Genomic DNA, 24,638 nt, shown 5'->3' with positions numbered 1-24,638 from the left:
CGCCCGGGCGTTAGCCAGCGGCGGTTTGCGGGTCCGGCTGCGGCGCGGCTTCGGCGGTGGCCGTGCCGGCTGCCTGCCTGCGCGGCGGCGGATCGGCCAGCTCAGCCGGCAAGCGGAATTCGGCGTGCTCCTCGCGGCCATCCATGACCGACAAGTCCACCGGTCCGAGCTGGCGCAACGTGGCGATCACGTCATTGACCATTTCCTCGGGGGCGGAGGCGCCGGCCGTGATCCCGACGACTTCGACGCCGCGCACCCACTCGGGGTTCAGTTCGCTGCCATCGGCAATCAAATAGCTGGGCACACCGCTCTCCGTGCCGATTTCACGCAGGCGGTTGGAGTTGGAACTATTGGTGGCGCCGATCACAAGGATCACTTCCACCTGCTTGGAGAGCTCGCGCACGGCGCTTTGGCGGTTTTGCGTGGCGTAGCAGATGTCACGCGTATCCGGTCCAATGAGATTAGCAAAGCGCCGGCTCAGGGCGGCAATTATATTACGTGTGTCGTCCACGCTGAGCGTAGTCTGGGTCACGTAGGCGACCGGGGTGTCCGCGGGCAGGTCGAGCAGCGCGACTTCCGCTTCGCTCTGCACCAGGATTACCTTGCCGGGAATTTGTCCCATCGTGCCCTCGACCTCCGGATGGCCGGCATGGCCGATCAGGATCACGGTGCGGCCGCTGGCGGCGTACTGGCGCCCCTGGGTGTGGACCTTGATCACCAGCGGGCAGGTCGCGTCGATCGAGTGCAACTGGCGGGCCTTCGCATCGCTCTCGACTTCCTTGGAGACACCATGCGCGCTGAAGATGGTGACGGCGCCGGTTGGCACTTCGTCCAGTTCTTCGACGAATTGCGCGCCCTTGCGTCTCAACCCTTCGACCACGTGCTTGTTGTGCACGATTTCGTGTCGCACGAACACCGGGGCTCCGTGTTTGACGAGGGCACGGTCTACAATCTCGATCGCGCGCACCACACCAGCACAAAAACCGCGGGGTTGAGCAAGAATCACCTGCATAAAGATAGGCCCCCCGACCCTGTCAACGGGTTCAGCATAAGTTGATATTCCGGAATCACTTTCCCGTCATACGGTGGTTACTATATACCGGTGCCGCAACCTTTGCCTGGCACCTGGCTACAGCCAGCAACACTTTGAGGGTTTTTTCGGTGGGTGATATGAGTTCAGGGGACTACGTCCTGGTAACGGGCGCATCCGGCTTTCTCGGCTCGGCAGTGGCGCGGCAGGCACTGGCGCGCGGGTTTCGCGTGCGGGCGATGGTACGCGCCGGCAGCCCGCGCCGCAACCTGGAGGGCCTGCCCGTGGAGATCGCCGAGGGCGACATGCGCGATGCGCGCGCCATGGAAAGCGCGCTCCGAGGGGTGCGCTATCTCTTCCACGTGGCGGCGGACTACCGCCTGTGGGCGCCGGATCCCGAGGAAATCGTGCGCACCAATGTGGCCGGCACCGAGACGGTGATGGGGGCGGCACAAGCTTGCGGGGTCGAGCGCATCGTCTACACCAGCAGCGTGGCCACCTTGCGCGTCGCGGGCGCCGCCGCGCCGGTGACGGAAGAGGCCGCCATGGCCGGCCATGAGGCGATTGGCGCCTACAAGCGCAGCAAGGTGCTGGCCGAACGCGTGGTGGAGCGCATGGTGGCCCGCGACGGGCTTCCTGCCGTGATCGTCAACCCCTCCACGCCGATCGGCCCGCGTGACGTGCGGCCCACGCCCACCGGGCGCATCATCGTAGAGGCCGCCACCGGCAAGATTCCCGCCTTCGTCGATACCGGCCTCAACCTGGTGCATGTGGACGACGTGGCCGAAGGCCATATGCTGGCGCTGGCGCGCGGCGTGACCGGCGAACGCTACATCCTCGGCGGGCAGGACGTGGGCCTGCAACAGATGCTGGCCGATATCGCTGCCATGACGGGGCGGCGTGCCCCGACCATGCGCTTGCCGCGCTGGCCGCTTTACCCGCTCGCCTACGCGGCGGAGGCGGTGGCGCGCATGACCGGCAAGGAGCCTTTCCTGACGGCGGACGGCCTGTCGATGTCGAAGTACCGGATGTTCTTCAGCTCGGAGAAAGCCCGCCTGGCGCTAGGCTACCAGGCGCGGCCATATCAACAAGGGCTGAGCGAAGCGCTCGACTGGTTCCGCAGCGCTGGCTACCTGGGGTAAGCGCCGACGGTCAGCCCCGACGATCAACCCCGTTGGGGCGCCTGCGCGCGTCCCTTCCACTGGCCGCCTTTGCGCAGCCAGTAGCGGCGCGCGGAGTCGACCGTGGCGCCGAGGTAGAACAACGCCGTGACCGGCAGCAGGGGTGCCAGCCAGAGCGGCTGGCGGTATTCACGCAGCATCGGCGCGTAGGCCAGCGCCATGGCCAGCCAGGCGGCCCATGCCGGCCACAGCCGCAGGCCGCCGCCAAGCGCCAGCAAGGGCGGCGCCAGGTAGGTGAGAACCATGCCGGCCACTGCGCCGGCCAGCAGCAGCGGCGAGTAATGCAATTGGGTGTAGGCGCTGCGGGCAATCATGTCCCACAGGCTGCGCCAGTCATCGTAGGGGCGCACGGAAATGCTGTCGTCGGCCAGGTCAAGGCGGATCGAGCCGCCTTGCTTGATGCAGGCAGCCAGGCTACAGTCATCGATCAGTTCCCCCCGGATTGCCGCAAATCCGCCAATGCGGGCCAGCGCGGCACGGCGCGCCAGCATGCAGCCGCCAGCGGCCGCCGCCACGCCGCTGCGCGGATTGTTTACCCGTGCAAAGGGGTAGAGCTTGGCAAAGAAGAACACAAAGGCCGGGACGATCAGGCGCTCCCACCACGATGCGCAGCGCAGCCGCACCATCAACGACACCAGATCCCGCTGCTCATGCGCGGCACGCGCCACCAACCGGGCCAGCACGCCATTGCCGTGATGGATGTCGGCGTCCGTCAGCCATACCCAGCCGGCTCCGGGTGCTGCCTTGTCGGCGGCGGCGAGGCCTTCGGACTGCGCCCAGACCTTGCCGCTCCAGCCGGCCGGCAGGTCGCGTGCCGTGATCACGGTCAGCGCATCCGCCTTGCCCAGCGCTGCCGCGGCGCTGCGCGCCAGCTCGGCGGTGCCGTCGGTGCTATGGTCATCCACCACCACCAGCCGCAGCGCTGCGGGATAGTCCTGGCCCAGCACGCTGGCCACGGCGCCGCCAATCACGTCGGCCTCGTTGCGAGCCGGGATGATGGCGACCACCTCAGGCCATTGCGCGGGCGCGGGCGCGGGGCCGGGCTTGCGCACTCGCCAGAAGCCGGCGCGGCCGGCAAGCAGCACGCACCAGATGGCGAGCGAGATCAGGGACAACACAAACATCTCAAAAAACTCCAGGACAGGATGGGTAGGGCAGCGACGGCATAAACGCATCATGCATCATGCGTCACGCATCAGCGCAACAGGCGCCGGGCAAGCCGGGCCAGCTTGGGCACGGTTTCAGGGCGCAGCAGGCGCGGATCGTAGCCGGCCATGCGGCGATCGTTCTCGGCCAGGCAAAGCTCGATCATCGCCCGCGGCGACAGGGCTTCGGCTAGCGAGGACGTGCTGTTCATGGGGAAATTGGCGTCCTTGGCCACGCCGTCGGCATCGATGCCGCGCGCAATGCCAACACGCTCCCAGATCAGGAAGGCCCACACCCGCATCACCTTGAGCGTGTAAAGCGGGCGCCGCCACCAGGGCAGGTTGCGGCGATACCATGCCGCCCAGTTGACGAAGAACAGGATGTGGCGGCCTTCCTCCTGGATGACCGGCTCGAACGTTTCCACCAGTTCCGCGGGGAAGAAGCCTGAGCGCTTGGCCGCGGCAAACAGGCCAAAGGCAAAAAAACTATCGATGCACTCGCTGTAGCCGGTGACCAGCCAGCCCCACTCCACGTCAGCTGGCGGGCGGTACTCAGGCTCGGGTGCCAGGGCGATGCCGTAGGCTTCCACCAGTTTCGACAGCACCACCTTGTGGCGTGCCTCTTCGCCGCCATCCATTTCCAGCGCGCTGCGCAGCAGGGGGGCGGTCACGGTATCGGCGAAGGCCTGCACGCGCACGGAGGCACGGCCTTCGGTCTGTACCGCGATATCCCATATTGGCAGCGAGGTCACCCGGCGCAAGGCATCCGGGTCAAGCCTGGGCCAATCGATGACGGCGGGTTTGTAGGGGTTGTGGGTTTGCAGCAGCATATTGCAGAACATGCGCAAATGCTGCGGCGAGCCGATGCGGACCGGCCCGGGCTCGGGGTCGGTCCAGTTGCGCATGGCATGGTCGGCCTGGTCGATCTCGGCCTTGGCGAGGGCAGCGACCACGGCGGCGGCCTTGGCCTCGGTGCTCGCCTCGCTGGTCCTGCTGGGTGTGGCAAGCGCGTCTGACATCCTGCTCCCCTGGCGGTTGATGGTCCGGGGGTAATTTTAGCGTGGCCAGCGCGAGCGCGCGTGCCGCACCCGCATCACGGCACGCGCAGGATACTGCAGGAAAGGCAACGCCGGAGGGGGCTTAGCCCTGGTACTGGACCGCCGAGCGGGACTGCATGCCCAGTTTGTAGTACAGCACCGTCAGCAGGATCAGCCAGGCCGGGCCCACATACAGCGCGATGCGCGTATCCGGGAAGAACGCCGTCAGCGCCACCACCAGCCCCAGCAAGGCCAGCGCAAGCCACGAGCCATAAGGCCAGAACGGCTTCCGGCAAAGATCGCATGCTCGCACGCTAGCGCGATGCCGGCAAGGCGATGTTCGCCATCCCGAGGCCCGCACGCCATGCCCCCGGCGGCATGCCGAAGCGCTGGGTGAAGCTGCGCGTAAAGGTGGTCTGGTCGGGAAAGCCCAGCGCCAGCGAGATATCCGCCAGCGGCTGGGCCCGGTCCGCCAGCAGGCGTGCGGCCTGGTCCAGCCGCAGGCGCGTCTGGTAGCGATGCGGCGTATCGCCAAATGCGTCGCAGAACAGGGTGTGGAAGCGCCGCACGCTCCAGCCGAACTGTGCCGCGAGCTGGTCGGCCCGCAGCGGCGCATCCAGGTGCTGGCGCAGGTAGGCGTCGACTCGCGCCAGCGGAAAATGCGTGGGCTGGGCGCGGCCGCTCAGGCCCAGCGCCTGCGCCAGGTCGGCGGCAAGGGCGGCGGCCAGTTGCCAGTGATGTTGCCGGGAGCTGGCTGCCTGAGGCGGCGTAGCCAGGCGCCGCACCCGCTCGCTCCAGCCGCCCGTGATGGCAAACGCCGTGGGCCGGTCCATCAGCGCGGCCGGCAACGCGAGCGAGCCCGGCGGCATGTCCAGCACCAACTGCCGGTTGCCGTCCAGCCCCAGGAAGTCGTGGCGCTCCCCCGCGGGCACGATCAGCCCGCCGCAGGGGGCGAGCCGGTGCAGGTGGCCGCCGATTTCCAGCTCGCAGGCGCCGTCCAGGCCGAACAGGACCTGATGGTAGTCATGGCGATGCCACTCCCGCTCCGGCTGGTAGACGCGGGTCTCCACCAACGGCGCCGGCCGGCCCGCCTGCGCCAGCTGCACAGCATCGTCATCGTGCGGCGGCATGGCGGGTTTTGCGAGGGGTCCCGGCGCCCTGGGCGGCCTGGCACAGCCAGACCCCAATGCCGGCAACGAGCAGGCCCAGCAACTGCAGGCCCCCAGGCTTGTCGCCAAACAGCAGCCAGGCCTGCAGCGCCGCCAGCGGCGGCGCCAGGAACATCAGCGATGCGGCAGTGGCAGCCTGCCCGCGCCTGACGATGCGCACGAGCAAATAAGTGCCCAGGCCCGACAGCACCAGCGTGGCCCAGGCCAGCGCCGACCAAAGCGCCATGCCCGGCTGCCAGTGCGACTCGCCCAGCAGCCATGCCAGCGCGCCGGCCACGAAGGCGCCGCCCACGTTCTGCCAGGCCATGCTGGCGCGCAGGTCGGCCGCGGCAATCGAGGTTTTTTGCAGGATCGTGCCCATGGTGATGGAGAGGATGGAGATGACCGCCACCAGCACCACCCACGGCGAAACCGGGCTGGGTGCGCTGGCCAGGGTGGCGGGTGCCACCACCAATACTACGCCCAGGGAGCCTAGTGCAAGCCCGCCCCAGCCCTGCCGGGACGGAAGCTCCCCCAGCAACGGGATTGCCAGCAGCGCGGTCAGCAGCGGTTGCAAGGCGCCGAGCAAGGCCATGGCCGACGGCGCAAGGCCATGTGCAATGGCCCAGTAACCGCCACCCAGGTAGCTGCCGTGCAGGAGCGCGCCCGCCAGCAAGTGCCGCGGCACTTCGCGCAGCACTGGCCAGCGCGCTGCGCCGGCCACGGCCACGGCCGCGAACAGCACGGCCGCCAGGGAGAAGCGGGCCAGCAGGAACAGGCTGGGCTGGGCCACCGGCACGATGGCCCGGCCCACGATGAATCCGGTCGACCAGATCAGGACAAAGGCCAGGCTGGACAGCCAGGCGGCCGAGCCGGGGACGCTGAGGCGGGATGACGGCATGGTGTTTCAGCGCGCCGGCGGCGGGCGCGGGCGGGCGGCGATGATCAACAATGGGCCGCAGGTTAGTCGCCCGACGCCGTCCTGTCTTGGCAAATCCGGCAAAGCGTGGCCCAACCGCCACGGCTTCGGTTTATAGTCTGGCGCTGGCCCCGACTGCCATGCCGCACGCTGCGCGCCGCGCAAGGCAACCCAGCATTCGTCAACCTACGGTCCTCCATATCCATGTCCGAACCCCTGTTGGAACGCGTACTTCTCACCAACGATGACGGCATCGACGCCCCCGGCCTGGCCGTGCTCGAAGCCGTGGCGGCAACACTGGCGCGCGAAGTCTGGGTGGTCGCGCCCGAGCATGACCAGAGCGGCACCTCGCACTCCCTGAGCTTGCATGCACCGCTGCGCATCAGCCAGCAAGGCGAGCGCCGCTTTGGCGTGAGCGGCACCCCGGGCGACTGCGTCGTCATGGCCGCCCGGCACCTGATGGCCGACACCCCGCCGAGCCTGGTCCTGTCGGGCATCAACCGGGGCGCCAACCTTGGCCTCGAAACCGTGTTCTCCGGCACCGTCGGCGCCGCCATGACCGGGGTGCTGCTGGGCATCCCGGCCATTGCGCTGAGCCAGGCCTTCACCGATCGCAACGCGGTGCGCTGGGAAACGGCGCGCGCGCTGGCGCCTGGCGTGATCCGCCGCCTGCTTGCCGCGGGCTGGAACCAGCAGGTTTGCCTGAACGTCAACTTCCCCGATGTGGAGCCCGGGGCCGCCGGCCCGCTCACCGTCACTCGCCAGGGCGTGGGCCTCGTCAAGGATCTTGCCGTACGGGCCCATGTCGACCCGCGCGGCATCCCCTATCACTGGCTGCAGTTCTCGCGCGGCCCGCGGCCGGACGCCGACGACAGCGAGGCGGTGGTGGTCGGCCGGGGCGCGATTTCAGTGACCCCGCTGCGCTTCGAGCGCACCGACGAGGAGGCGGCCGCGGAGTTGGCGGGGTGCCTTTGAGGTAATGCGCGCCTCAAGCGCTCGTCCACCACAGGGTTTGAAAGCGCGCCGATGCCTCCGATATCCATTTCGATCATGTCGCCCGGCGTCATGGATACCGGCGCATGCCGATGGCGATCACGTCGCCCTGCATGATGACGCTCGGCATGCGTACCTGATGCGCGAGTGTTGGCATCGTCCCTGTCAAACCTGAAATCGGGCGGCAGGCGCCCCCGAAACTGCCTCAGCTTGGCCAGATGACTGGCCCTGCCAGGCTTGTTCAGGACCAGGAACACACCATCGTTGCAGACGACGACCTCGAAGTCGTCGCCTTCACGCAGATCAAACACGTCCACCAATTCACCGGGCAAGCGGATGGCCAGACAATCGCCCCATTTGAAGACTTGCATAGTTGCATCCTCCTGAAGCACTCGTGGATCATATTGGGACTAGCTTTATCAAACTTGCTTTGAATGTACTCACTAGACGACCTGAAACTCTTTGTCCGCACCGCCGAGCTTGAAAACCTCTCCGCGGCCGCGCGCGAACTGGGCCGGACTGCCGCCACCGCCAGCGCGGCCCTCATCCGCCTGGAGCAACGTCTGAGCGCGCGCCTGTTCGCCCGCACCACCCGCCGCATGCGCCTGACCGAGGAGGGGCGGGTGTTCCTGGAGGCGGCGCGCAAGGCATTGGCGGCGCTGGAAGAGGGCGAGGGCGCACTGGCGGAGCAGCGCGAGGAACTGGCCGGGCCGCTGCGGCTGTCGGCGCCCGCCGACCTGGGGCGCGCCTTGCTGCGTGGCTGGCTGGACGATTTCCTGGCGGCGCATCCGCAGCTTTCGCTTGCGTTGTCCATCGGAGATACGCTTGCCGACCTTTATCGCAGCAATGTCGATCTGGCGGTGCGGGTGGGCTGGCTGGAGGATTCGGGGCTGGTGCGCCGGCAGCTTGCGCTGACGCGCCGCGTGGCGGTGGCCGCGCCGGCGTACCTGGCGCGTTGCGGCACGCCCGCGTCGCCCGAGGCGCTGGCGCAGCACCAGATGCTGTGCCTCGCGCCGGGCGGTCAGGCGCGCATGCGCTGGCCGTTTCGCTCGGGCCAGTCCCGTCTGGAAGTGGAAGCGAACGGGCGGCGCACCAGCGATGATGGCGCGGTGGTGCGCGACTGGGCGCTGGCGGGCCATGGCATTGCTTTCAAAAGCTGGTTCGATGTCGCGGCCGACGTCAGCGCCGGCCGCCTGGTGCTGCTGTTTCCCGAGTGGTACCAGGACAGCGTGCCGCTCCAGCTGGTGTTCCTGCAGAGCCGGTTTCCGTCTTACCGGCAGCGCCGCCTGATCGAGTTCCTGCAGGCGCGTTTCGCGGCGTTCGACGCGGACTATCCGTTCCCGGGCTAGCCGCGTCGGTGCAGGCTTGTGTCGTGGTTACTCGCTGACGGCAAGCTCGCCGCCGGCAAGCACAGCCCCTTTGCCCGCGCCGCGGCTGGCTCGCCACGCGGAGTAGGTGACTCCGGTCAGCAGCAGGGCCGACAGCACGACGAAGACGCAGCTGATCGGGCGATGCACGAACACCATCATGTCGCCGCGCGACAGCAGCAGCGAGCGGCGGAAGTTCTCTTCCACCATCGGTCCGAGCACGAAGCCAAGCAGGATAGGCGCCACCGAGAACCCGAGCCACATGAGCGCCGCGCCGATCACGCCGAACGCCAGTACTTCCCAGATCTCGAACAGGCTGTTCTGCGTGCTGAACACGCCGACCACGATGAAGAACATGGCCGAGGGGAACAGGTAGCGGTAGGGCACTTGCAGCAGCTTGACCCACACGCCGATCAGCGGGACGTTCAGCACGATCAGCAGCAGGTTGCCGATCCAGAAGCTGGCGATCAGGCCCCAGAAGATGTCGGGGTGATCGCTGATCAGCTGCGGCCCCGGGGCGATGCCCTGGATCATCAGCGCGCCAAGGATCAGCGCCATCACGGCGTCGCCCGGAATGCCGAGGCTCATGGTGGGGATGAAATCGACCTGCGTCTTGGAGTGCGCGGAGGCTTCCGGCCCGGCGACGCCCGCGATCATGCCCGTGCCGAACTTCTCCGGCGTCTTGGAGATCTTGCGCTCCAGCGCATAGGCGACGAAGGTCGTGATGGTGGGGCCGGTCCCGGGCATGGCGCCGAACACGGTGCCTACCGCAGTGCCACGCACCATGGGCCAGAAGGCGGTCTTGAGCTCGGCCAGGCTGGGCCGCATGTCGCGGATGCGCAGCTTGGCCTTGCTGGCGATCACGCTCATCCGGTTGACATTGAGCAGGAAGTCCGCCACGCCGAACAGGCCCATGGCGATGGCGACCAGTTCCAGCCCGTCGCTAAGCTCGGGGATGTTCATCGCCAGGCGGAAGGTGCCACTGTTCACATCGGTGCCGACACAGCCGCAGATCAGGCCGAACAGCGTCATTGCCACGCCTTTCAACGGTGAGCCGCGCGACATGGTGGAGCCTGCCAGCAAGCCCAGCAGCATGATCGAGAAGATCTCCGTGGGGCCAAACTTGAACGATATCTCGGTGAGCAGCGGCGAGGCGAAGATCATCACGATGATGCCCACCGACGCGGCGAAGAATGAGCAGATCATGGTGATGCCCAGCGCGGTGCCGCCCTTGCCGGCGCGCGTCAGCGGATAGCCGTCCAGGCACGTGACCGCATGCGGCGGGTGCGAGGGCAGGTTGAGCAGGATCGCGCCAATGGCGCCGCCATATTGCGAGCCATAGAAGATCCCCGCCAGCATCAGGATGGCGGGTACCGGGTGCATGGCATAGGTCAGTGGCAGCAGGATGGAAATGGCCGACAGCGCGCCCATGCCGGGCAGCACGCCGATCAGGTTTCCCATCAGCACGCCGAAAAAGGACCACATCAGGTTGGAACCCTGGAAGGCAACGCCAAAGCCGAACCAGAGATCATGCAGAGCGTTCGCGGTCATGATGTTCAGACCCCCCAGGCAAACAGCGGCAACTGCAACTGCAGCGCCCACCAGAACACGACCGTGGCGATGACACACATCGCCAGTGCCAGGATGGCGGCTTGCTTCACGGTATTGCTCCGGTCGCCCAGCGCCGAGATGAACACGATGGCGAAGGTGGCGGGGATCAGGCCGCCATATTTGCCCAGCAGCAAGAAGGCGAGCACGCCCAGGATGATGCAGGCACATCCGCGCAGATCCGGCAGGCCGGCGCCATGCTCGTGCCCGGATGCCTGGGCTTGCGCCGGTGGCTCCTTGCGCGCCGAGATGGCGATGAGCACGCCGACGATCGCCAGTAGCGCCCCTACCGCTGCCGGGAAGAACCCAGGCCCCATGTGGCTCAGGCTGCCGGTGCGATATTGCAGGCCGGCCACTAGCGTGGCGAGCCCGATCAGCGTCATGAGCCCGCCGCCGTAGTAGTCCTTCTTGAAACGCGAGGGGGTGTTCATTGCAGATCCCCTCTGGTCCGGCTATCCAAACGGTAGCGTGCGTTGGTGTGTTGATGCATGAGGTGGTTTCTCCGTCTCCTGTTTTTACGCCCTTGCCTTACCGCGACTTCATCGTGGGCGCGGGCGGGTGCCGAGACTGTAGGAACGGCATCTTCCAAACGGCTTTCCGACGGCTTGCAATCGGCTTTCGGGGTAGAGATGTTGAAGAGAATTTCTCGCGGCTACGCGTAATCCCTAGCGCTGAAAATCCCTGTGGCAGGGAACTTCCGCGGCGGATCTCAAGCCATCCAGCAGCCAAGTGGTGCACTGCTCACCCACTGCCGGCGACCCGCGCAATTCCATTTGCATCACGTTGTGCTATATCCCGCCGGATCACTGCAGCGTGGAGCGCGCCCGGATGATTGCAATTGCAGTCATGCAGACATGCAGTCATGCAAAGCGACATCAAGCTTTCACATAAGGCGTCGACAATGCGGTCTGCCACCACGGGTGCGGTTCAAGGCGGCTATCGCATGGTTGCCCGTGGCTGGCAGAAGACTGCCTCATCCATCCATAAGACAGAGAAAATCAGTGAAGAAAGCTCTCCTTGCAATGACTGCCGTGGCTGCTGCCGCAGCCTGCGGCGCAGCGTTCGCCCAAACCTCCTCGTCCGGCGTCACGCTATACGGCATTGCCGACGTTGGCATCGAAGTCATCAACCACATGCCGGCCACTGGCTCCGCGGGTGGCACCGTTACCCGCATGAACTCCGGCAACCTGTCGGGCTCGCGCTGGGGCCTGCGCGGCAGCGAAGACCTGGGCGGTGGCCTGAAGGGTATCTTCGTGCTGGAAAGCGGCTTTGATATCGATACCGGCGCCTCGGGCCAGGGCAACCGCCTGTTCGGCCGCCAGTCGTACGTGGGCCTGCAGGGCAATTTCGGCGCCGTGACGCTGGGTCGCCAGCAAAACTCGCTGTATGACCTGTTCGGCGCTTATGACCCGATGGCCGTCGGCCCGCGCTACTCGCTCAACAGCGTCGACTCGCTGTTCAACGGCCGTGCCGATAACGCCTTCAAGTACACGGGCAAGTTCGGCGGTCTGACGGCTACCGGCTTCTACAGCACCGGGCGCGATGCCACGGTGACCAACGGCAGCGAAGTCCCGGGCGCGAACAAGGTGGGACGCAACTACGGCGCGGGCCTGGCTTACGCGGCGGGTGGCTTCTCCGTTGGCGCCGCGTATGACCAGTTCCAGGGATCGTCGGTGGCTCTGCAGGATCGCACCGCCAAGCGCGCGGCCATCGGCACGTCCTATGCCTTTGGCGATGCCAAGGTGTTTGCCGGCTACCGCTGGCTGCGCGACGACGGCACGGCAAGCGCCACGGCCACCGTCACCCGCAGCAATGTGTACTGGGCAGGCGCGCAGTACAAGTTCACGCCTGCGTTCCAGCTGACCGGCGCGGCATACTACACCGACGTGAAGAACAGCGGCGCGGATTCGTGGATGTACGTGCTGTCGGGCGACTACTCGCTGTCCAAGCGCACCGATGCCTACGTGAACATCGGCTACGTGAAAAACAAGTCGGGTTCCACCCTGGGCCTGAACGGTGCCGGCACGGCACTGCCGGGCGCGAACCAGACCGGCGCCACTGTCGGCGTGCGTCACCGCTTCTAAGCCGCATCCGAGCCGCACCTGAGCGGCAACTGAGTAGCACCTGGGCGGCATCCTGCGCACGGCGGATGCCGCCAGCAATCATATCGACCTTGCTTTTGCGCGAGTGTCGCTTGGCCGGTCAGATCGACCGGCCTTTTCTCTCTTCCTGGCAGGACCTCTCTTCTTGGCCGGACAGCATGAAGTGAGCAAGGCCGCCGCCACAGGCGCGCACCACCTCTGACACCACGACGCGATTTCGCCGGCTAGGACACCCTCGGCTAGGACGCCCTCGGCATGGCAAGCAGCCTCAGCGCCAGCAGCGCCAGCACCACGGCAAGCCCGTATTTCTGGAACACGGCGGCACGCGGGTTGCGGCTCAGGAACCGCCGTGCCGACCCGCCAGCCGCGCCCAGCAGGCCGTGGAACACGGTGCTGATCGCCGTCAGCACGCAGCCCAGGACAATCAGCTGCCGGGCCACGTTGCCTTTGCCCGGGTCCACGAACTGCGGCAGGAAGACCATGAAGAACAGCAACGCTTTCGGATTCAGCAAGCTGTTCAGCGTAGCGCGGAAAAACACCGATCTCAACGAGGCCTGCCGGGTCACCGCGCCCAGCGGCAGCAGCGGGCGGCGCAGCGCTTTCCAGGCCATCCACAGCAGGTACAGGGCCCCCGCATAGCGGATCAGGTCGAGCGCCGGGGGCCAGGCGGCAATCACGGCGGTGATGCCGGTTGCCGTCAGGACGGTCAGCACGAGGTCTGCCGCGGCAATGCCGAGCGCGGCCGCCGCGCCGCCGCCGAGCCCGTAGGTGACGCCGTGTGCCATGACGAAGGCCATGTTTGGCCCGGGTGACAGCAGCAGCACCATCACGGCCGCGGCGAACACCGACAAGGTAGCGAATTCGATCATGCCCAGGTTTCCAGATGGCTCCGCGGAGCCCTTTGCGTTGTCGAGGCTGGTAGCGTAATCTTTGCGTCTGATACAAACAAAAAATTGTTCTAGATACAAAGAACGATCCGATGAAGGCGCGCAGGCCAAGGCATGATCCCAGCCCGGTACAAAACCATCATGGACGAGATCGCGGGGCGCATCCGCGAGGGGGTGCTGCCGCCAGGCACGCAATTGCCGACCGTGCGCGCCTTGATGAAGCAGCATGGCATCGCCCTGGCCACCGCATCGCGCATCTACCGGGAGCTGGAAACCATCGGGCTTGTCGTCGGCGAGACCGGCCGGGGCACCTTCGTGCGCGACACCTCGCTGCCGCGCGGCCTGGGCCTGGAGCAGCATCCGGTGCGTTTCGGCGCGGTCGATCTCACCTTCAACTATCCGTCCTTGCCCGGCCAGGCCGAGATGCTGCGCGATGGCCTGCGCACCATCGCGGCCTCGGGGGACCTCGACGCGCTGCTGCATTCGGCGCCTCAGGGCGGGCGGGCGCACGAGCGGCAGACCGCGGCCAGGCACCTGCGCAACCGGGGCATCCGGGTAGGCGGCGAGCAGGTGCTCATCGTCAATGGCGCGCAGCAGGGCCTTGCCGTGACGGTCATGGGGCTGCTCAATCCGGGCGATGTCCTGGCTGTGGATGCGCTGACCTATCCCGGCATGAAACGGCTCGCGCAAACGCACCGTCTCGATCTGGAGGCGGTGCCGCACACGGTAGAAGGCATGGACCTGGAGTACCTGGCGGCGCTATGCAAACGGCGTCCGGTGCGCGCCGTCTACGCCATGCCAACGATGCACAATCCACTGGGCACGGTGATGGCTGAGCCGTCCCGGGCCCGGCTTGCCGAGCTTGCCGGCAAGCATGATTTCCTGGTCATCGAGGATGGCGCCTATGCCTTCCTGGCCGAGCCGGCACCCAAGCCGGTCTTTACCTACGCGCCCGAACGCACTGTCTATGTCTCGGGGCTGTCCAAGAGCGTTGCGTCCGGCTTGCGCGTAGGCTTTGTCGCCGCGCCCCTTGCGCTGGTGCCCGCGCTGGAGGGTGCGATCCGCGTCTCGACCTGGAACACGCCCACGCTGACCGTGGCGCTGGGCTGCCATTGGATCGAGGCCGGACTGGTCGACGAACTCGAGGACCGCAAGCGCAAGGACGCGCGGCTGCGGCAAAGCCTGGCGCGCCGCGTGCTGCGCGGTTGCGATGTCAAAGCGCATCGCGCTTCCTATTATCTCTGGCTGACCCTGCCGGAGGACCTGCGCGCGGACCGCGTCGCCGCTGGCCTGGAGCGCGAAGGCGTCCTGGTGACGACGGCCCAGCCGTTTGCCGCTACGCCAAGCGCGCCGCATGCGCTGCGCCTGGCGATCGGCTCCATCTCGCATGAAGCGCTGGAGGACGCGCTGGTCAAAGTGCGCCGGGCGGTGCTCGGCTAGCGGGCTTCACACGCCAGCTTCACACTCGGGCTTCACACTCGGGCTTCATGCTCGGGTTTCGTGCTTACTCGATGACGTCGCCTACCCATACGCGGTCGAAGCTTGCCGCCGCCTCGTGCTGGATCTTGCGCACCGTTTCCGCGTCGGCGGCTTCGTACTCGCAAACCATGCGCTTGCGGTCGGCCGCGATCAGGCTGCGCTTCCAGGTGACGTTGTAAAGGGCGAGGCAGGGGCGCTCGCGGTCGGCGACGATCTTCATGTCGTCATCCGATTGCGGGGTGGCAAAGCTGCGTTCAACCACGATGTGTGACATGACGGGCCTCCTGGGGGCGGTGGGGAATGCAATAGAAGTAAGGGGCAAAGGGGCAAAGGGGCAAGGGGCAGTGCATGCAGGCAAGCCTAATGCCCCGGCGTTGGCGCAAGCGTTGGAATCCCGCGGCATGCAAGCTCCGCGTGGTCCAGCGCTGCGGCGGCCCGGGCGCTGGCGCGCCGGCCCGCCACCAGCCAGCGCAGCTCCGCCAGCAGCTCGGCTGCGCGGGGCGCATCGCCCGCGCTGGCAGCGGCCTGCACCAGGCATGACGCCGCCACTGTCATTTCGGTCAGGCGGCGAACGGCCCGCGCCGCATCCAGCGCTTGCCTGGCGCAGGCGCTTGCCGCGTGGCTTTGGCATTGATCGAGCGCCATTGCCGCGGTGGCGTTAAGCGCGTAGGCAAGGTGCGCCTTGTCGTCCAGGGTGCACATGGCGGCTTGTGCCGCTGCGAGTTGGGCTTGCGCCGCGGGCTGCCCGAGCCGGAGCCTGGCCAGCGCGCCCAGGGCGCTGGCGAACGGCGCGCTGATTTCGTCGACTTCACCCATGCCGCCGATGCTACCGATGCTACCGATGCCACCCACTTCGCGGATTTCGGCTGTCCCGCCCATGCGCCGCGCCGCTTGCTCGATATCCGCACTGTGCCCGATGACTTCATCGAACCGCCCAAGCTCAAACGCAATCGTCGCCAGCCATACCAGGCATTCGTATTCCCGCCAGTGATCCTGCCGCTGCCGGGCGACTGCGACCGCGCGTGCGACATGCCCGTGGCCGGCCGCCAGGTCGCCGTCGACACGGGCCAGCAAGCCATGGCCCCACATCAGCTCGATCACCTTGAGGTCGAGCGATTCGGCGAGCGTGTCGGCCTCGGCCAGCATGGCGCGCGCCCGGGGCAGGTCCGTCTCGACCTCCAGCAGGCAGCGGGCGGTATTGGCGAGTTGCTGGCAGCGCGTGGTGGCATCGGCCTTGCGCGTCATGCGCTCGGCCTCCAGGATGGCGCCGCGGGCGGCCTCGGTGTCGTTGCCCTGCTGGTGCAGCCATGACAGCATGTGCAGGCCGGTGGCGGCGTGCTCGTGCAGCGAAAGGTCTTGCGCGGCGCCGATCGCATTCTCCAGCGCATCGATCAGCGTGGGCAATTGCCGGGCGCCGGCGCTGGTTGCCGCCACCGCGCGCAGCTTGAGCAAGCCAATGGCCAGCCGCGCGCGCTCGGTGCCGTGCGGCAAGCGCTCCAACTGCCCCAGGCCGCGCTCGGCGACCGTGGCGGCTTCGTCGTTGGCGTAGACACGCAAGCAATGCTCACCGGCCCACAGGCAGGCCTGCGCGGTCATCGGCGCGTCGTCCGCCAGGCTCGCGTGGTGCACCAGTTCGCCATACAGCCTGGGGTCTTGCGCGCACGCCGCCAGCAGTTGTTGCGCAATCAGGCTGTGCAGCATGCGGCGCCGGGGCGGGGAGATGGCGCGATAGGCGGCCTGGCGCACCACGTCATGGCTGAAGTCGAAATGGCCCTCGCCGGTCGGCTTGAGCAAGCCACGCCGCTCCAGCTGCCCGAGTGTGGTCAGCAATGGCGCCAGAGGCATGCCAGAGACCTCGGCCAGCCACTGCGGCCGCAGTTCGCGGCCCATCGCCGAAGCCCGGGTCAGCAACTCGCGCGAGGCCGGTTCCAGCGCGTCCAGGCGCGCCGAGATCAGGGCGTCAAGCGTGCGGTGCGCGCCGGCGTCGCCACTGGCCCGGTCGTGCGCGCTCGCCAGCTCAAGCACGAACAGCGGATTGCCGCCACTGTTGCGCGCAACGGCCTGGGGATCCATCGCGGCAAGCGCCGGGCCGAGCAGGGCAGCGACCTCGGGCACGTCCAGCGGCGCCAGGGGCAGCCGTAGCAGGCGGCCTTCGCGCGCGAGCGAGTGCAGCAGGCTCTTGGCCCATGGGTTGTCGTCGATCTCGCCAGCCCGCGCGGCACCGGCGAACAGCATCCGCGCGCCTGGCTCCAGCGTGCGGCACAGGAAGTGGAGCAGCGCGGCGGCGCCTTCGTCCAGCCATTGGAGGTCGTCCAGCGCGAGTGCCAGCGGCTGGCTCGCGGCGAGGCCGCGCAGCAGCTTGGCGGCAGCGCTGAACAGTTGCTCGCGGCTGCCATCGCGGGGTGCATCCGCCAGGCCGCCGCCCGCGAGCAGCGGCGCTGCATCCGCCGGCACTGTGTCGGCCGCGATGGCGCGCAGCGTGTCGAGCCAGAGGCCGTACGGCCGCACCATCTCGGCTTCGTAGCAGCGTCCGCGCAATACCTGGAAGCCGGCGGCGCGGGCGCGCTCGGCGAACTGGTCGAGCAGCCTGGTCTTGCCGATGCCGGGCTCGCCGAGCAAGAGCAGCAGCGAGCCGCATTCGTTGGCGCCGCCCGCAACCAGCCGGTCGATGGCGGCGCGCTCGGCAAGGCGTCCTACCAATGGCCGGCTTGGCGGGGCGGGCTGGCCGTTGGCGAGGGGCGCGTCCGCGCAAGCCGCCGGTGTCTGTGGCTCGATCACTGCGCCGCATGCCTGGATCTCGCGGCGCGCACGGTGGATCGCCGTGTCCAGCGGGCCGCCGGGCGGGGTGGACAGCTCCCGGCGCAGCATGTCCCGCGCATAGGCATAGTGCTGCTCGGCGTCCGGATAGCGACCGGCCGCCGCCAGCAATGTGACCAGCGTGGCATGGGCGGGCTCGGCGAGCGGGTCGGCGGCCACCATGGCCCGGCCAAACGGCAGCGCCAGCACGGGCGTGGCTTCCAGGCGTGCCACCAGTGTGGCGAGCACCGCACGGCGCAGCGCGTCGTAGCGTTCGCGTTCGGCTGTGCACCAGTGATAGAAGCGGTAGCAGCGGGCCAGGTCCAGCCCTGCGAGGAACTCACCCTGGAGCAGGCCCGCGGCTTCTTCCAGCGCATCGGTCGCGGTGGCTTCAAGGCCCGCCGCAAGCAAAGCGTGGATGCGCGCGATGTCTACCCAGACCCCCTGTCCGTCAAAGACAACCCGCTCCCGATCTGCCACCAGCCGCGTCGCGCCAGCGTCATCCACCAGGGGGCGCAGCTTGGTCAGGCTCCAGCGCAACGCCGCGCGCGGGTCGTCGGGGCCATTCCAGAGCAGGTCGCAAAGTGCTTGCCGCGATTGCGCGGCGTGGGTGCAAACCAGATACCCCAGCAGCGCGCGGGTGCGCTTTGAGGCTGGCAGCGGCAGCGGCTCGCCGTTGCGGGTCACGGATAAATCACCCAGCAGGCGGATTCCGAGGTGGGCAGTGGCTGCCACGCTTCCTCCAATAATCTCCAGCTTTCTCCAACCGTGATTCCAACGGTGCCAGTCGATAGTGGAACCTGGGGCGATGCGGTGGCGCGGCCCCTCAAAAAAGGTAGCACATGGGTGGGGCGGGGGGCCAGCCGCCGCGTGCAGCGGGGCGGTCCGCCCTCGCGACACCTGCGGCCAATGTCCAACGTTCAAGGAGCAGCATCATGTTGATAGCCAGATGGCAAATCGACGCCCGTTTCGGGCACAAGCAAGAAGTCATCGAGCGCCTGCAGGCGTGGGCGCGCGAGATCGCCCCGCAAGCTGGCCTCGTCACCGGGCGCCTGCTGACCGGCTCGATCGGCGCGCTCGAGGCCACGGTGGTCCATGACTGGGAGGTGAGCGACCTTGGCGAACTGGACCGCGCCTGGGCCCGGCTCGCATCGATACCGGCGCATGCGCAATGGGGCAAGGAGCTGGAACCGTTCGTCGTCTCCGGCACCGCGCGCTGGGAAATCTATCGCGTGGTCTGACTTTGGAAGTGATGCTGGCTTCGCACGTTTGCCAGCTTCGCTGGCGGGCGGTGCCTGCGTAATTGTTCCCATTGTCGGCTCACGGGCTTTCCATTAGGCTTTGCAACCACCTTCGAGGCCTCCGGCGCGTTCCCCTGCATGTTCTCCGCATGTTGCCCAGACACCGCCGGCTACTGGAGATGTCCTGATGCCCGCAGCGCAGCACCTGCAGCAGACGCCGGCGCGGTTGACCACCGTGACCTTCGAGCAATGGCGCGAAGCCATCGACACCAGTTTCCTGCCGCTCGATTATTCGCGCCAGACGCGCGGGGGCTTTCATTGCCACGTCAGCTATGCGCGTTTCGGCGCCAGCGCGGTGGCGGACATGGATGTCGACGCGCACCGTGTTACGCGCGAGTCCCGGCACGTGGCGGCATCCGACGCGGGCTTCTTCAAGATCTTCTGGCAGCTCAGCGGGCAGAGCCGCGTGGCGCAGCGCGGCAACGAGGCCTCGCTGGAGCCAGGCATGTGGTCGATCTACGATACCGCGCAGCCCTATAGCATCGAGATGGCGGACCGCTGCCGGGTGCTGGTGCTGCTGGTGCCGCAGGAACGCGCCTTCGGCTGGCGCCAGGCGGCCACCAGCCTGGGCGGCCGGGCGCTGCGCGGGGAGGGCGCGGCGCGCATCGCGCTGTCGGCGCTGGGCGCCATGCTGCATGACACTTGCGGGGGGCACCTGCTGGATCATCAAGGGCAGATCGTGCTGCAGGATTCCGTGGTCTCATTGATGGAGACGGCGCTGCAAGGCGCCGGCACGCCGCCGCCGGCGGCCCTTGGCGATGGGGCAAACGCTGCCGTGGCGCGGCATCTCGGCGAAGCGCGCATGAGCCGGCTTGCCGAGTTCATCGATGCGCATCTGCACGATCCGGAGCTTTCGGCGCAACGGCTGGCGGCAGTGCTGAACGTGTCGCGCCGCACTTTGTACAACCTGTTTCGTGAGTCCGGGCAGACCCCGCATGCCTATATCCTGTCGCGCCGGTTGCGCCAGGCGGCGTTGCGGCTGGCGGGCAGCGGCGACGCCGGGCGCAGCATTACCGAGATTGCTTTTGCGCTGGGGTTTGGCGATGCGGCGCATTTCAGCCGGGTCTTCCATGAGCGGTTCGGGATGAGTCCGACGCAGTGGCGGCAGCAGAATGCGGGGGGATGGGGGGAAGGGGGGATGGGGGGCTTAACTGCAACTGCAACTGCAACTGATTGACTTCAACGTCAAAGGCCGTTTCACCACCCCTGCGGGGCGGCGACCTACTTTCTTGTCTTGCCAAGAAAGTAGGCAAAGAAGGCGCCCCATACGGCCTAGGTAAACCTTGACGGCTCGCTTCGCATCGCGCTGGGGTGTTCCCCGCCTGGGGGCGGGTCACTCGGCTACGCCGAATCGTTGGGCTGACGATGTCGATTCTGCTCCCGCTGGTTTGACCACTACAGGCCGGTGGCGAGGGCGGGCGCTCGTTGCGGCGTTGGGGTGCCAAGGGCCATTGGCCATTGGCTTTGGCTTTGGCTTCAGCCTTTCCCACGCTTTGCACGCATCGACAAGCTTTGTGCACGGCCAGACAAGCCATGATCAGGCCGTGGTGTTAACTTCGATCTCCATAACAAGGCACCAGCCAAGACCAACCGGAGACGAAGATGAATGCACCCAAGGAAGCCCGCAGCGGCCTGAACCAGGCCATCCGTAATGCCATGCTGATCGACGGTGAGTGGCGCCAGGCTGAGTCTGGCGAGACCTTCGCCGTGTTCGATCCCGCCACCGGCGAGGAGATCGCGCGCGTGCCTGCGGGCGGTGCGGCGGATATCGATGCGGCGGTGGCCGCGGCCGGGCGCGCCTTTGCCGGCGGCACGTGGCGCGCCATGATGCCGGCCCAGCGCGAGCGCCTGCTGCTCAAGCTGGCCGACCTGGTCGAGCAACACGGCGACGAACTTGCCCGGCTTGAAACCCTCAACAACGGCAAGCTGCTGGCGTTCTCGCAAGGCCTGGAGGTGGGCGGCAGCGCGCAATGGCTGCGCTACATGGCTGGCTGGGCCACCAAGATCGAAGGCAGCACGCTGGACGTATCGGTGCCGTTTCCCCCCGGCACGCGCTATAGCGCCATGACCCGGCGCTCGCCGGTGGGCGTGGTGGGCGCCATCGTGCCGTGGAATTTTCCCTTGCTGATGGCGGTCTGGAAGATCGCGCCGGCCTTGGCCTGCGGCTGCACCGTGGTGCTCAAGCCGGCCGAGGAAACGCCGCTCACCGCGCTGCGGCTCGCCGAGCTGGCGCTGGAAGCGGGCTTCCCGCCGGGCGTGCTGAACGTGGTGACCGGCGACGGCGTGCCCGGCGCGGCGCTGGTGGCGCATCCCGGCGTCAACAAGATTACCTTCACCGGTTCGACCGAAGTCGGGCGCCTGATCGGTGCGCGCTGCGGCCAGGATATCCGCCGCGTGTCGCTGGAGCTTGGCGGCAAGAGTCCGGTCATCGTGCTGGATGACTGCGATCCCGCGCATGCCATCCAGGGCGCTGCCGGCGCCATCTTCCTCAACCAGGGCCAGGTCTGCACGGCCGGCTCGCGCCTGTACGTGGCGCGCCGCCACTATGACCAGGTGGTCGAGGGGCTGGGCAAGGTGGCCAATGCCACGGTGCTGGGCTCCGGGCTCGATCCCGCCAGCCAGATGGGGCCGCTGGTGTCGTCGCGTCACCGCGACAAGGTCATGGGGCTGATCGGCACCGGGCGCAGCGAAGGCGCGGACATCGTCGCGGGCGGCACCGCGCTGGACCGCCCCGGCTATTTCGTGCGGCCCACCGTGGTGGCCAACGCCGCGTGCAAGGACCTGACGCTGGTGCGCGAGGAAGTCTTCGGCCCGGTGGTGGTGGCCATGCCGTTCGACGACCCCGAGGCCGTGCTGGCCGAGGCCAACCGGTCCGAGTATGGCCTGGGCGCCAGCATCTGGAGCAATGACCTGCGCGCGGTGCAGCGGCTGGTCGATGGCCTGGATGCCGGCACGGTCTGGGTCAATACGCACAACATCGTGGACCCCAACATGCCTTTTGGTGGATACAAGGCATCCGGGGTCGGGCGCGAGCATGGCCGCTCCGCCATCGAGGCCTATACCGAGATCAAGTCGGTCTGCATGGCTTACTGAGCGGCATCGCCGCGCGTGGTGGGGGCGTTCGCCCTGCGGGTAATCCCGAGTGGGTAAAACCTACCCCTGCGGCCATTCTTAGGTCTGCTGCAATCCGGTGGCGCGACGGGCGATGTCCATTGCGCCATTGGCCAGCCGCTGGCATAGAACCAGCCTGGCTTCCCCCGAAGATTCCGAAGAAGAAGCAAAAGAAGAGGAGACACAATGAGCCAAGAACCCAAGCGGGTTGTTTCCTGCTGGCCGCGCGTTGCGCAGCGTGCCGGCAATCAAGCGGGCCTGTCACGCAAGCTGGCAGTGCTGGTAGCGGGGCTGGCGGCGTTCTCGCTGGCGGCGGCGCAGGCCAGGCCGCCGGTCAAGGTGGCCAGCGCCGATCACATCCGTAGCGTCACCCGAAGCGTCGACGGCGCCTTCATCGAAGGCAACGCCGCCAAGACACCCGACTGGCCCAGCTACGGCCTGGACTACGCGGAAACCCGCTTCAGCCGGCTCTCGCAGATCAATGCCGACAACGTGAAGGACCTCGGGCTGGCCTGGTCCTACGATCTCGAATCCACGCGCGGGGTGGAAGCCACGCCGCTGGTGGTCAACGGCATCATGTACGTCAGCGCGTCGTGGAGCGTGGTGCATGCCATCGACACCCGCAGCGGCAAGCGCATCTGGACCTTCGACCCGAAGGTCGACAAGTCGATCGGCTACAAGGGCTGCTGCGACGTGGTCAATCGCGGCGTGGCGCTGTACCAGGGCAAGGTCTTTGTCGCCTCCTACGATGGCCGCCTGATCGCGCTCGATGCCGGCACCGGCCGCAAGCTGTGGGAGAAGGACACCATCATCGACCGCACCCACTCGTACACCATCACCGGCGCGCCGCGCGTGTTCAAGGGCAAGGTCATCATCGGCAACGGCGGTGCGGAGTATGGCGTGCGCGGCTATATCACCGCCTACGATGCCGCCACCGGCGAGCAGAAATGGCGCTGGTTCACCGTGCCCGGCGACCCCGGCAAGCCATTCGAGGACGAGTCGATGGCCAAGGCGGCCAAGACCTGGGATCCGGCCGGCAAGTACTGGGAAGCCGGAGGCGGCGGCACCGCATGGGACACGCTGGCCTTCGACCCCGAGCTCAACCTGATGTACGTGGGCACCGGCAACGGCTCGCCCTGGTCGCGCAGCAAGCGCAGCCCGGCCGGCGGCGACAACCTTTACCTGGCCTCCATCGTCGCGCTGGATCCGGATACCGGCAAATACGTCTGGCACTACCAGGAGACACCCGGCGACAACTGGGACTACACCTCCACCCAGCCCATGATCCTGGCCGACCTGAACATCGGCGGCAAGGCGCGCAAGGTCATCCTGCACGCGCCCAAGAACGGCTTCTTCTTCGTCATCGACCGCACCAACGGCCAGTTCATCTCGGCCAAGAACTTCGTCGATGTGACCTGGGCCAGCGGCTACGACCAGAACGGACGCCCGATCGAGCTGCCGGAGGCACGCGCCACCGACAAGCCCTATGACGCCATCCCCGGGCCCTACGGCGCGCACAACTGGCATCCGATGTCGTTCAACCCGCAGACCGGCCTGGTCTACCTGCCCGCGCAGCATGTGCCGCTCAACCTGATGGACGACAAGAACTGGACGTTCAACGGCAAGCAGCCCGGCCAGCCGCACGGCAACGTGGGATGGAACACGGCCAAGTTCCTCAACGCCGAACCGCCCGCCAGCAAGCCATTCGGGCGCCTGATCGCCTGGGACCCGGTGCAGCAAAAGGCGGTCTGGACGCAGGAGCAGGTCTCGCCATGGAACGGCGGCACGCTCACCACCGCCGGCAACCTCGTGTTCCAGGGCACGGCCGATGGCCGCTTCATCGCCTACAACGCCGCCACCGGCGCGAAGCTGTGGGAGTCGCCCACGGGCACCGGCGTGATCGCTGCGCCCGTGAGCTATCTGGTGGACGGCAAGCAGTACGTGTCCGTCGCCGTCGGCTGGGGTGGCGTCTACGGGCAGGCCCAGCGCGCCACCGAGCGGCAGGGGCCGGGCACCGTCTACACCTTCGCGGTTGGCGGCAAGGCGCCGATGCCCGCGTTCGTGCAGTACCGCGCGGGTGAATTGCTGTCGGGCGTGAAGTACGACCCGGCCAACGTCGCGGCCGGCACGGCGCTCTACGTCAGCAACTGCGTGCTCTGCCATGGCGTGCCCGGGGTGGATCGCGGCGGCAATATTCCCAACCTCGGCTATATGAATACTGCCTATATTCAAAATCTCGACAAGTTCATCTTCAAGGGACCCGCCATGGCGCGCGGCATGCCGGACTTCACCGGCAAGCTGAGCGCGGACGATGTCGAGAAGATCAAGGCGTTTATCCAGGGCACCGCGGACGCCATCCGGCCCAAGGCCCAGGCAATGGCCAAGTAGCAGCCGGGCGGGCCGCCCGCACAGCAGCAAAAGGAAGTCATCAACAAACTCAAGGCAGGGATATGGCAGGCAACAAGGGCGGTGGGCGAAGCAGGAAACCGGTTTCCGCAGAGGCTTCGCACCGCCTGTGCTGCCTGGCGGCGGCG

At 67.4% G+C, this 24,638-nt stretch carries 19 protein-coding genes and 2 pseudogenes; 9 read left to right on the top strand and 12 right to left on the bottom strand.

The features are described from left to right. Positions 1-10: 10 nt before the first annotated feature. Positions 11-1,012 (bottom strand): 4-hydroxy-3-methylbut-2-enyl diphosphate reductase, encoded by a 1,002-nt coding sequence (gene ispH, locus RR42_RS32230; protein ID WP_043355964.1) that lies wholly within the window; start codon positions 1,010-1,012, stop codon positions 11-13. Between the two features lie 158 nt (positions 1,013-1,170). Between ispH and hpnA the strand changes: the two genes are divergently transcribed. Then, entirely contained in the window at positions 1,171-2,172 is a 1,002-nt protein-coding gene (gene hpnA / locus RR42_RS32225; protein ID WP_043355963.1) for a hopanoid-associated sugar epimerase, read from the top strand. A gap of 23 nt (positions 2,173-2,195) precedes the next feature. Here hpnA and RR42_RS32220 read toward each other — a convergent pair whose 3' ends face one another. From RR42_RS32220 to RR42_RS32205, 5 genes and pseudogenes are all read right to left on the bottom strand, one after another. Next, complete coding sequence (locus RR42_RS32220) at positions 2,196-3,335, bottom strand: glycosyltransferase (RefSeq protein WP_043355961.1); 1,140 nt, start codon at positions 3,333-3,335, stop codon at positions 2,196-2,198. 71 nt (positions 3,336-3,406) lie between these two features. Next, positions 3,407-4,375, bottom strand: coding sequence for a ferritin-like domain-containing protein (locus RR42_RS32215; protein WP_236702091.1), 969 nt, complete (start codon positions 4,373-4,375; stop codon positions 3,407-3,409). Positions 4,376-4,496: 121 nt separating this feature from the next. Beyond that, positions 4,497-4,685: pseudogene (locus RR42_RS39095) on the bottom strand (amino acid permease); the annotation flags it as partial. Between the two features lie 22 nt (positions 4,686-4,707). Continuing rightward, positions 4,708-5,523 carry a helix-turn-helix transcriptional regulator gene (locus tag RR42_RS32210; RefSeq protein ID WP_052495118.1) on the bottom strand — a complete coding sequence of 272 codons (816 nt, stop codon included), beginning with the start codon at positions 5,521-5,523 and terminating at the stop codon, positions 4,708-4,710. Beyond that, entirely contained in the window at positions 5,507-6,442 is a 936-nt protein-coding gene (locus RR42_RS32205; protein WP_043355959.1) for a DMT family transporter, read from the bottom strand. Before RR42_RS32205 ends, RR42_RS32210 begins: the two co-directional genes overlap by 17 nt. Positions 6,443-6,664: 222 nt before the next feature. Here RR42_RS32205 and surE point away from each other — a divergent pair, with 222 nt between their 5' ends. Then, complete coding sequence (gene surE / locus RR42_RS32200; RefSeq protein WP_043355957.1) at positions 6,665-7,435, top strand: 5'/3'-nucleotidase SurE; 771 nt, start codon at positions 6,665-6,667, stop codon at positions 7,433-7,435. A 266-nt stretch (positions 7,436-7,701) separates the two neighbouring features. Here surE and RR42_RS41660 read toward each other — a convergent pair. After that, positions 7,702-7,824 (bottom strand): annotated as a pseudogene (locus RR42_RS41660) (AbrB/MazE/SpoVT family DNA-binding domain-containing protein); the annotation flags it as partial. Positions 7,825-7,887: 63 nt separating this feature from the next. On the opposite strand from RR42_RS41660, the gene RR42_RS32190 reads away from it, so the two are divergent. Then, on the top strand, positions 7,888-8,802 hold the full coding sequence (locus RR42_RS32190; protein WP_043355954.1) for a LysR family transcriptional regulator: 915 nt from the start codon (positions 7,888-7,890) through the stop codon (positions 8,800-8,802). 27 nt (positions 8,803-8,829) lie between these two features. Here RR42_RS32190 and RR42_RS32185 read toward each other — a convergent pair whose 3' ends face one another. Together RR42_RS32185 and RR42_RS32180 are read right to left on the bottom strand one after the other, a co-directional pair. Then, positions 8,830-10,371 (bottom strand): tripartite tricarboxylate transporter permease, encoded by a 1,542-nt coding sequence (locus RR42_RS32185; protein WP_043355953.1) that lies wholly within the window; start codon positions 10,369-10,371, stop codon positions 8,830-8,832. 5 nt (positions 10,372-10,376) lie between these two features. Next, positions 10,377-10,859 (bottom strand): tripartite tricarboxylate transporter TctB family protein, encoded by a 483-nt coding sequence (locus tag RR42_RS32180; RefSeq protein ID WP_236702090.1) that lies wholly within the window; start codon positions 10,857-10,859, stop codon positions 10,377-10,379. Between the two features lie 570 nt (positions 10,860-11,429). On the opposite strand from RR42_RS32180, the gene RR42_RS32175 reads away from it, so the two are divergent. Then, positions 11,430-12,512, top strand: a complete 1,083-nt coding sequence (locus RR42_RS32175; protein WP_043355951.1) for a porin — start codon at positions 11,430-11,432, stop codon at positions 12,510-12,512. A 257-nt stretch (positions 12,513-12,769) separates the two neighbouring features. Here RR42_RS32175 and RR42_RS32170 read toward each other — a convergent pair whose 3' ends face one another. Further along, on the bottom strand, positions 12,770-13,399 hold the full coding sequence (locus RR42_RS32170) for a LysE family translocator (RefSeq protein ID WP_043355949.1): 630 nt from the start codon (positions 13,397-13,399) through the stop codon (positions 12,770-12,772). A 132-nt stretch (positions 13,400-13,531) separates the two neighbouring features. Between RR42_RS32170 and RR42_RS32165 the strand changes: the two genes are divergently transcribed. Further along, entirely contained in the window at positions 13,532-14,857 is a 1,326-nt protein-coding gene (locus RR42_RS32165; RefSeq protein WP_043355947.1) for a PLP-dependent aminotransferase family protein, read from the top strand. Positions 14,858-14,921: 64 nt separating this feature from the next. Here the strand turns inward: RR42_RS32165 and RR42_RS32160 are convergent, their stop codons facing one another. Both RR42_RS32160 and RR42_RS32155 read right to left on the bottom strand, forming a co-directional pair. After that, entirely contained in the window at positions 14,922-15,170 is a 249-nt protein-coding gene (locus RR42_RS32160; protein WP_043355946.1) for a nickel-binding protein, read from the bottom strand. An 86-nt stretch (positions 15,171-15,256) separates the two neighbouring features. Then, positions 15,257-18,427, bottom strand: coding sequence for an ATP-binding protein (locus tag RR42_RS32155; RefSeq protein WP_158408329.1), 3,171 nt, complete (start codon positions 18,425-18,427; stop codon positions 15,257-15,259). Positions 18,428-18,627: 200 nt separating this feature from the next. Here RR42_RS32155 and RR42_RS32150 point away from each other — a divergent pair, with 200 nt between their 5' ends. The 4 genes from RR42_RS32150 to RR42_RS32135 all read left to right on the top strand — a co-directional run bounded on the left by RR42_RS32150 (position 18,628) and on the right by RR42_RS32135 (position 24,492). Continuing rightward, complete coding sequence (locus tag RR42_RS32150) at positions 18,628-18,933, top strand: hypothetical protein (protein WP_043355944.1); 306 nt, start codon at positions 18,628-18,630, stop codon at positions 18,931-18,933. Between the two features lie 187 nt (positions 18,934-19,120). Continuing rightward, complete coding sequence (locus tag RR42_RS32145) at positions 19,121-20,170, top strand: helix-turn-helix domain-containing protein (protein ID WP_043355942.1); 1,050 nt, start codon at positions 19,121-19,123, stop codon at positions 20,168-20,170. 425 nt (positions 20,171-20,595) lie between these two features. Further along, positions 20,596-22,086 (top strand): phenylacetaldehyde dehydrogenase StyD, encoded by a 1,491-nt coding sequence (styD, locus tag RR42_RS32140; protein WP_043355940.1) that lies wholly within the window; start codon positions 20,596-20,598, stop codon positions 22,084-22,086. Between the two features lie 204 nt (positions 22,087-22,290). Further along, positions 22,291-24,492 carry a PQQ-dependent dehydrogenase, methanol/ethanol family gene (locus RR42_RS32135; RefSeq protein ID WP_043355939.1) on the top strand — a complete coding sequence of 734 codons (2,202 nt, stop codon included), beginning with the start codon at positions 22,291-22,293 and terminating at the stop codon, positions 24,490-24,492. The last annotated feature ends 146 nt before the right edge of the window (positions 24,493-24,638 follow it).

This window comes from Cupriavidus basilensis (assembly GCF_000832305.1).
Classification (GTDB): Bacteria; Pseudomonadota; Gammaproteobacteria; order Burkholderiales; family Burkholderiaceae; genus Cupriavidus; species Cupriavidus basilensis_F.
The sequence above is the reverse complement of the archived record's forward strand: the minus strand, read 5'-3'. Positions and strand labels throughout refer to the sequence as shown.

What these genes read in the sequence shown, in the direction of transcription:
- RR42_RS32150 (WP_043355944.1), top strand. Translation starts at nt 18,628, where the DNA reads ATGTTGATAGCCAGATGGCAAATCGACGCCCGTTTCGGGCACAAGCAA.
- RR42_RS32180 (WP_236702090.1), bottom strand. Translation starts at nt 10,859, where the DNA reads ATGAACACCCCCTCGCGTTTCAAGAAGGACTACTACGGCGGCGGGCTC.
- ispH (WP_043355964.1), bottom strand. Translation starts at nt 1,012, where the DNA reads ATGCAGGTGATTCTTGCTCAACCCCGCGGTTTTTGTGCTGGTGTGGTG.
- RR42_RS32190 (WP_043355954.1), top strand. Translation starts at nt 7,888, where the DNA reads ATGTACTCACTAGACGACCTGAAACTCTTTGTCCGCACCGCCGAGCTT.
- RR42_RS32160 (WP_043355946.1), bottom strand. Translation starts at nt 15,170, where the DNA reads ATGTCACACATCGTGGTTGAACGCAGCTTTGCCACCCCGCAATCGGAT.
- RR42_RS32205 (WP_043355959.1), bottom strand. Translation starts at nt 6,442, where the DNA reads ATGCCGTCATCCCGCCTCAGCGTCCCCGGCTCGGCCGCCTGGCTGTCC.
- hpnA (WP_043355963.1), top strand. Translation starts at nt 1,171, where the DNA reads ATGAGTTCAGGGGACTACGTCCTGGTAACGGGCGCATCCGGCTTTCTC.
- RR42_RS32185 (WP_043355953.1), bottom strand. Translation starts at nt 10,371, where the DNA reads ATGACCGCGAACGCTCTGCATGATCTCTGGTTCGGCTTTGGCGTTGCC.
- styD (WP_043355940.1), top strand. Translation starts at nt 20,596, where the DNA reads ATGAATGCACCCAAGGAAGCCCGCAGCGGCCTGAACCAGGCCATCCGT.
- surE (WP_043355957.1), top strand. Translation starts at nt 6,665, where the DNA reads ATGTCCGAACCCCTGTTGGAACGCGTACTTCTCACCAACGATGACGGC.
- RR42_RS32210 (WP_052495118.1), bottom strand. Translation starts at nt 5,523, where the DNA reads ATGCCGCCGCACGATGACGATGCTGTGCAGCTGGCGCAGGCGGGCCGG.
- RR42_RS32220 (WP_043355961.1), bottom strand. Translation starts at nt 3,335, where the DNA reads ATGTTTGTGTTGTCCCTGATCTCGCTCGCCATCTGGTGCGTGCTGCTT.
- RR42_RS32170 (WP_043355949.1), bottom strand. Translation starts at nt 13,399, where the DNA reads ATGATCGAATTCGCTACCTTGTCGGTGTTCGCCGCGGCCGTGATGGTG.
- RR42_RS32165 (WP_043355947.1), top strand. Translation starts at nt 13,532, where the DNA reads ATGATCCCAGCCCGGTACAAAACCATCATGGACGAGATCGCGGGGCGC.
- RR42_RS32135 (WP_043355939.1), top strand. Translation starts at nt 22,291, where the DNA reads ATGAGCCAAGAACCCAAGCGGGTTGTTTCCTGCTGGCCGCGCGTTGCG.
- RR42_RS32145 (WP_043355942.1), top strand. Translation starts at nt 19,121, where the DNA reads ATGCCCGCAGCGCAGCACCTGCAGCAGACGCCGGCGCGGTTGACCACC.
- RR42_RS32215 (WP_236702091.1), bottom strand. Translation starts at nt 4,375, where the DNA reads ATGTCAGACGCGCTTGCCACACCCAGCAGGACCAGCGAGGCGAGCACC.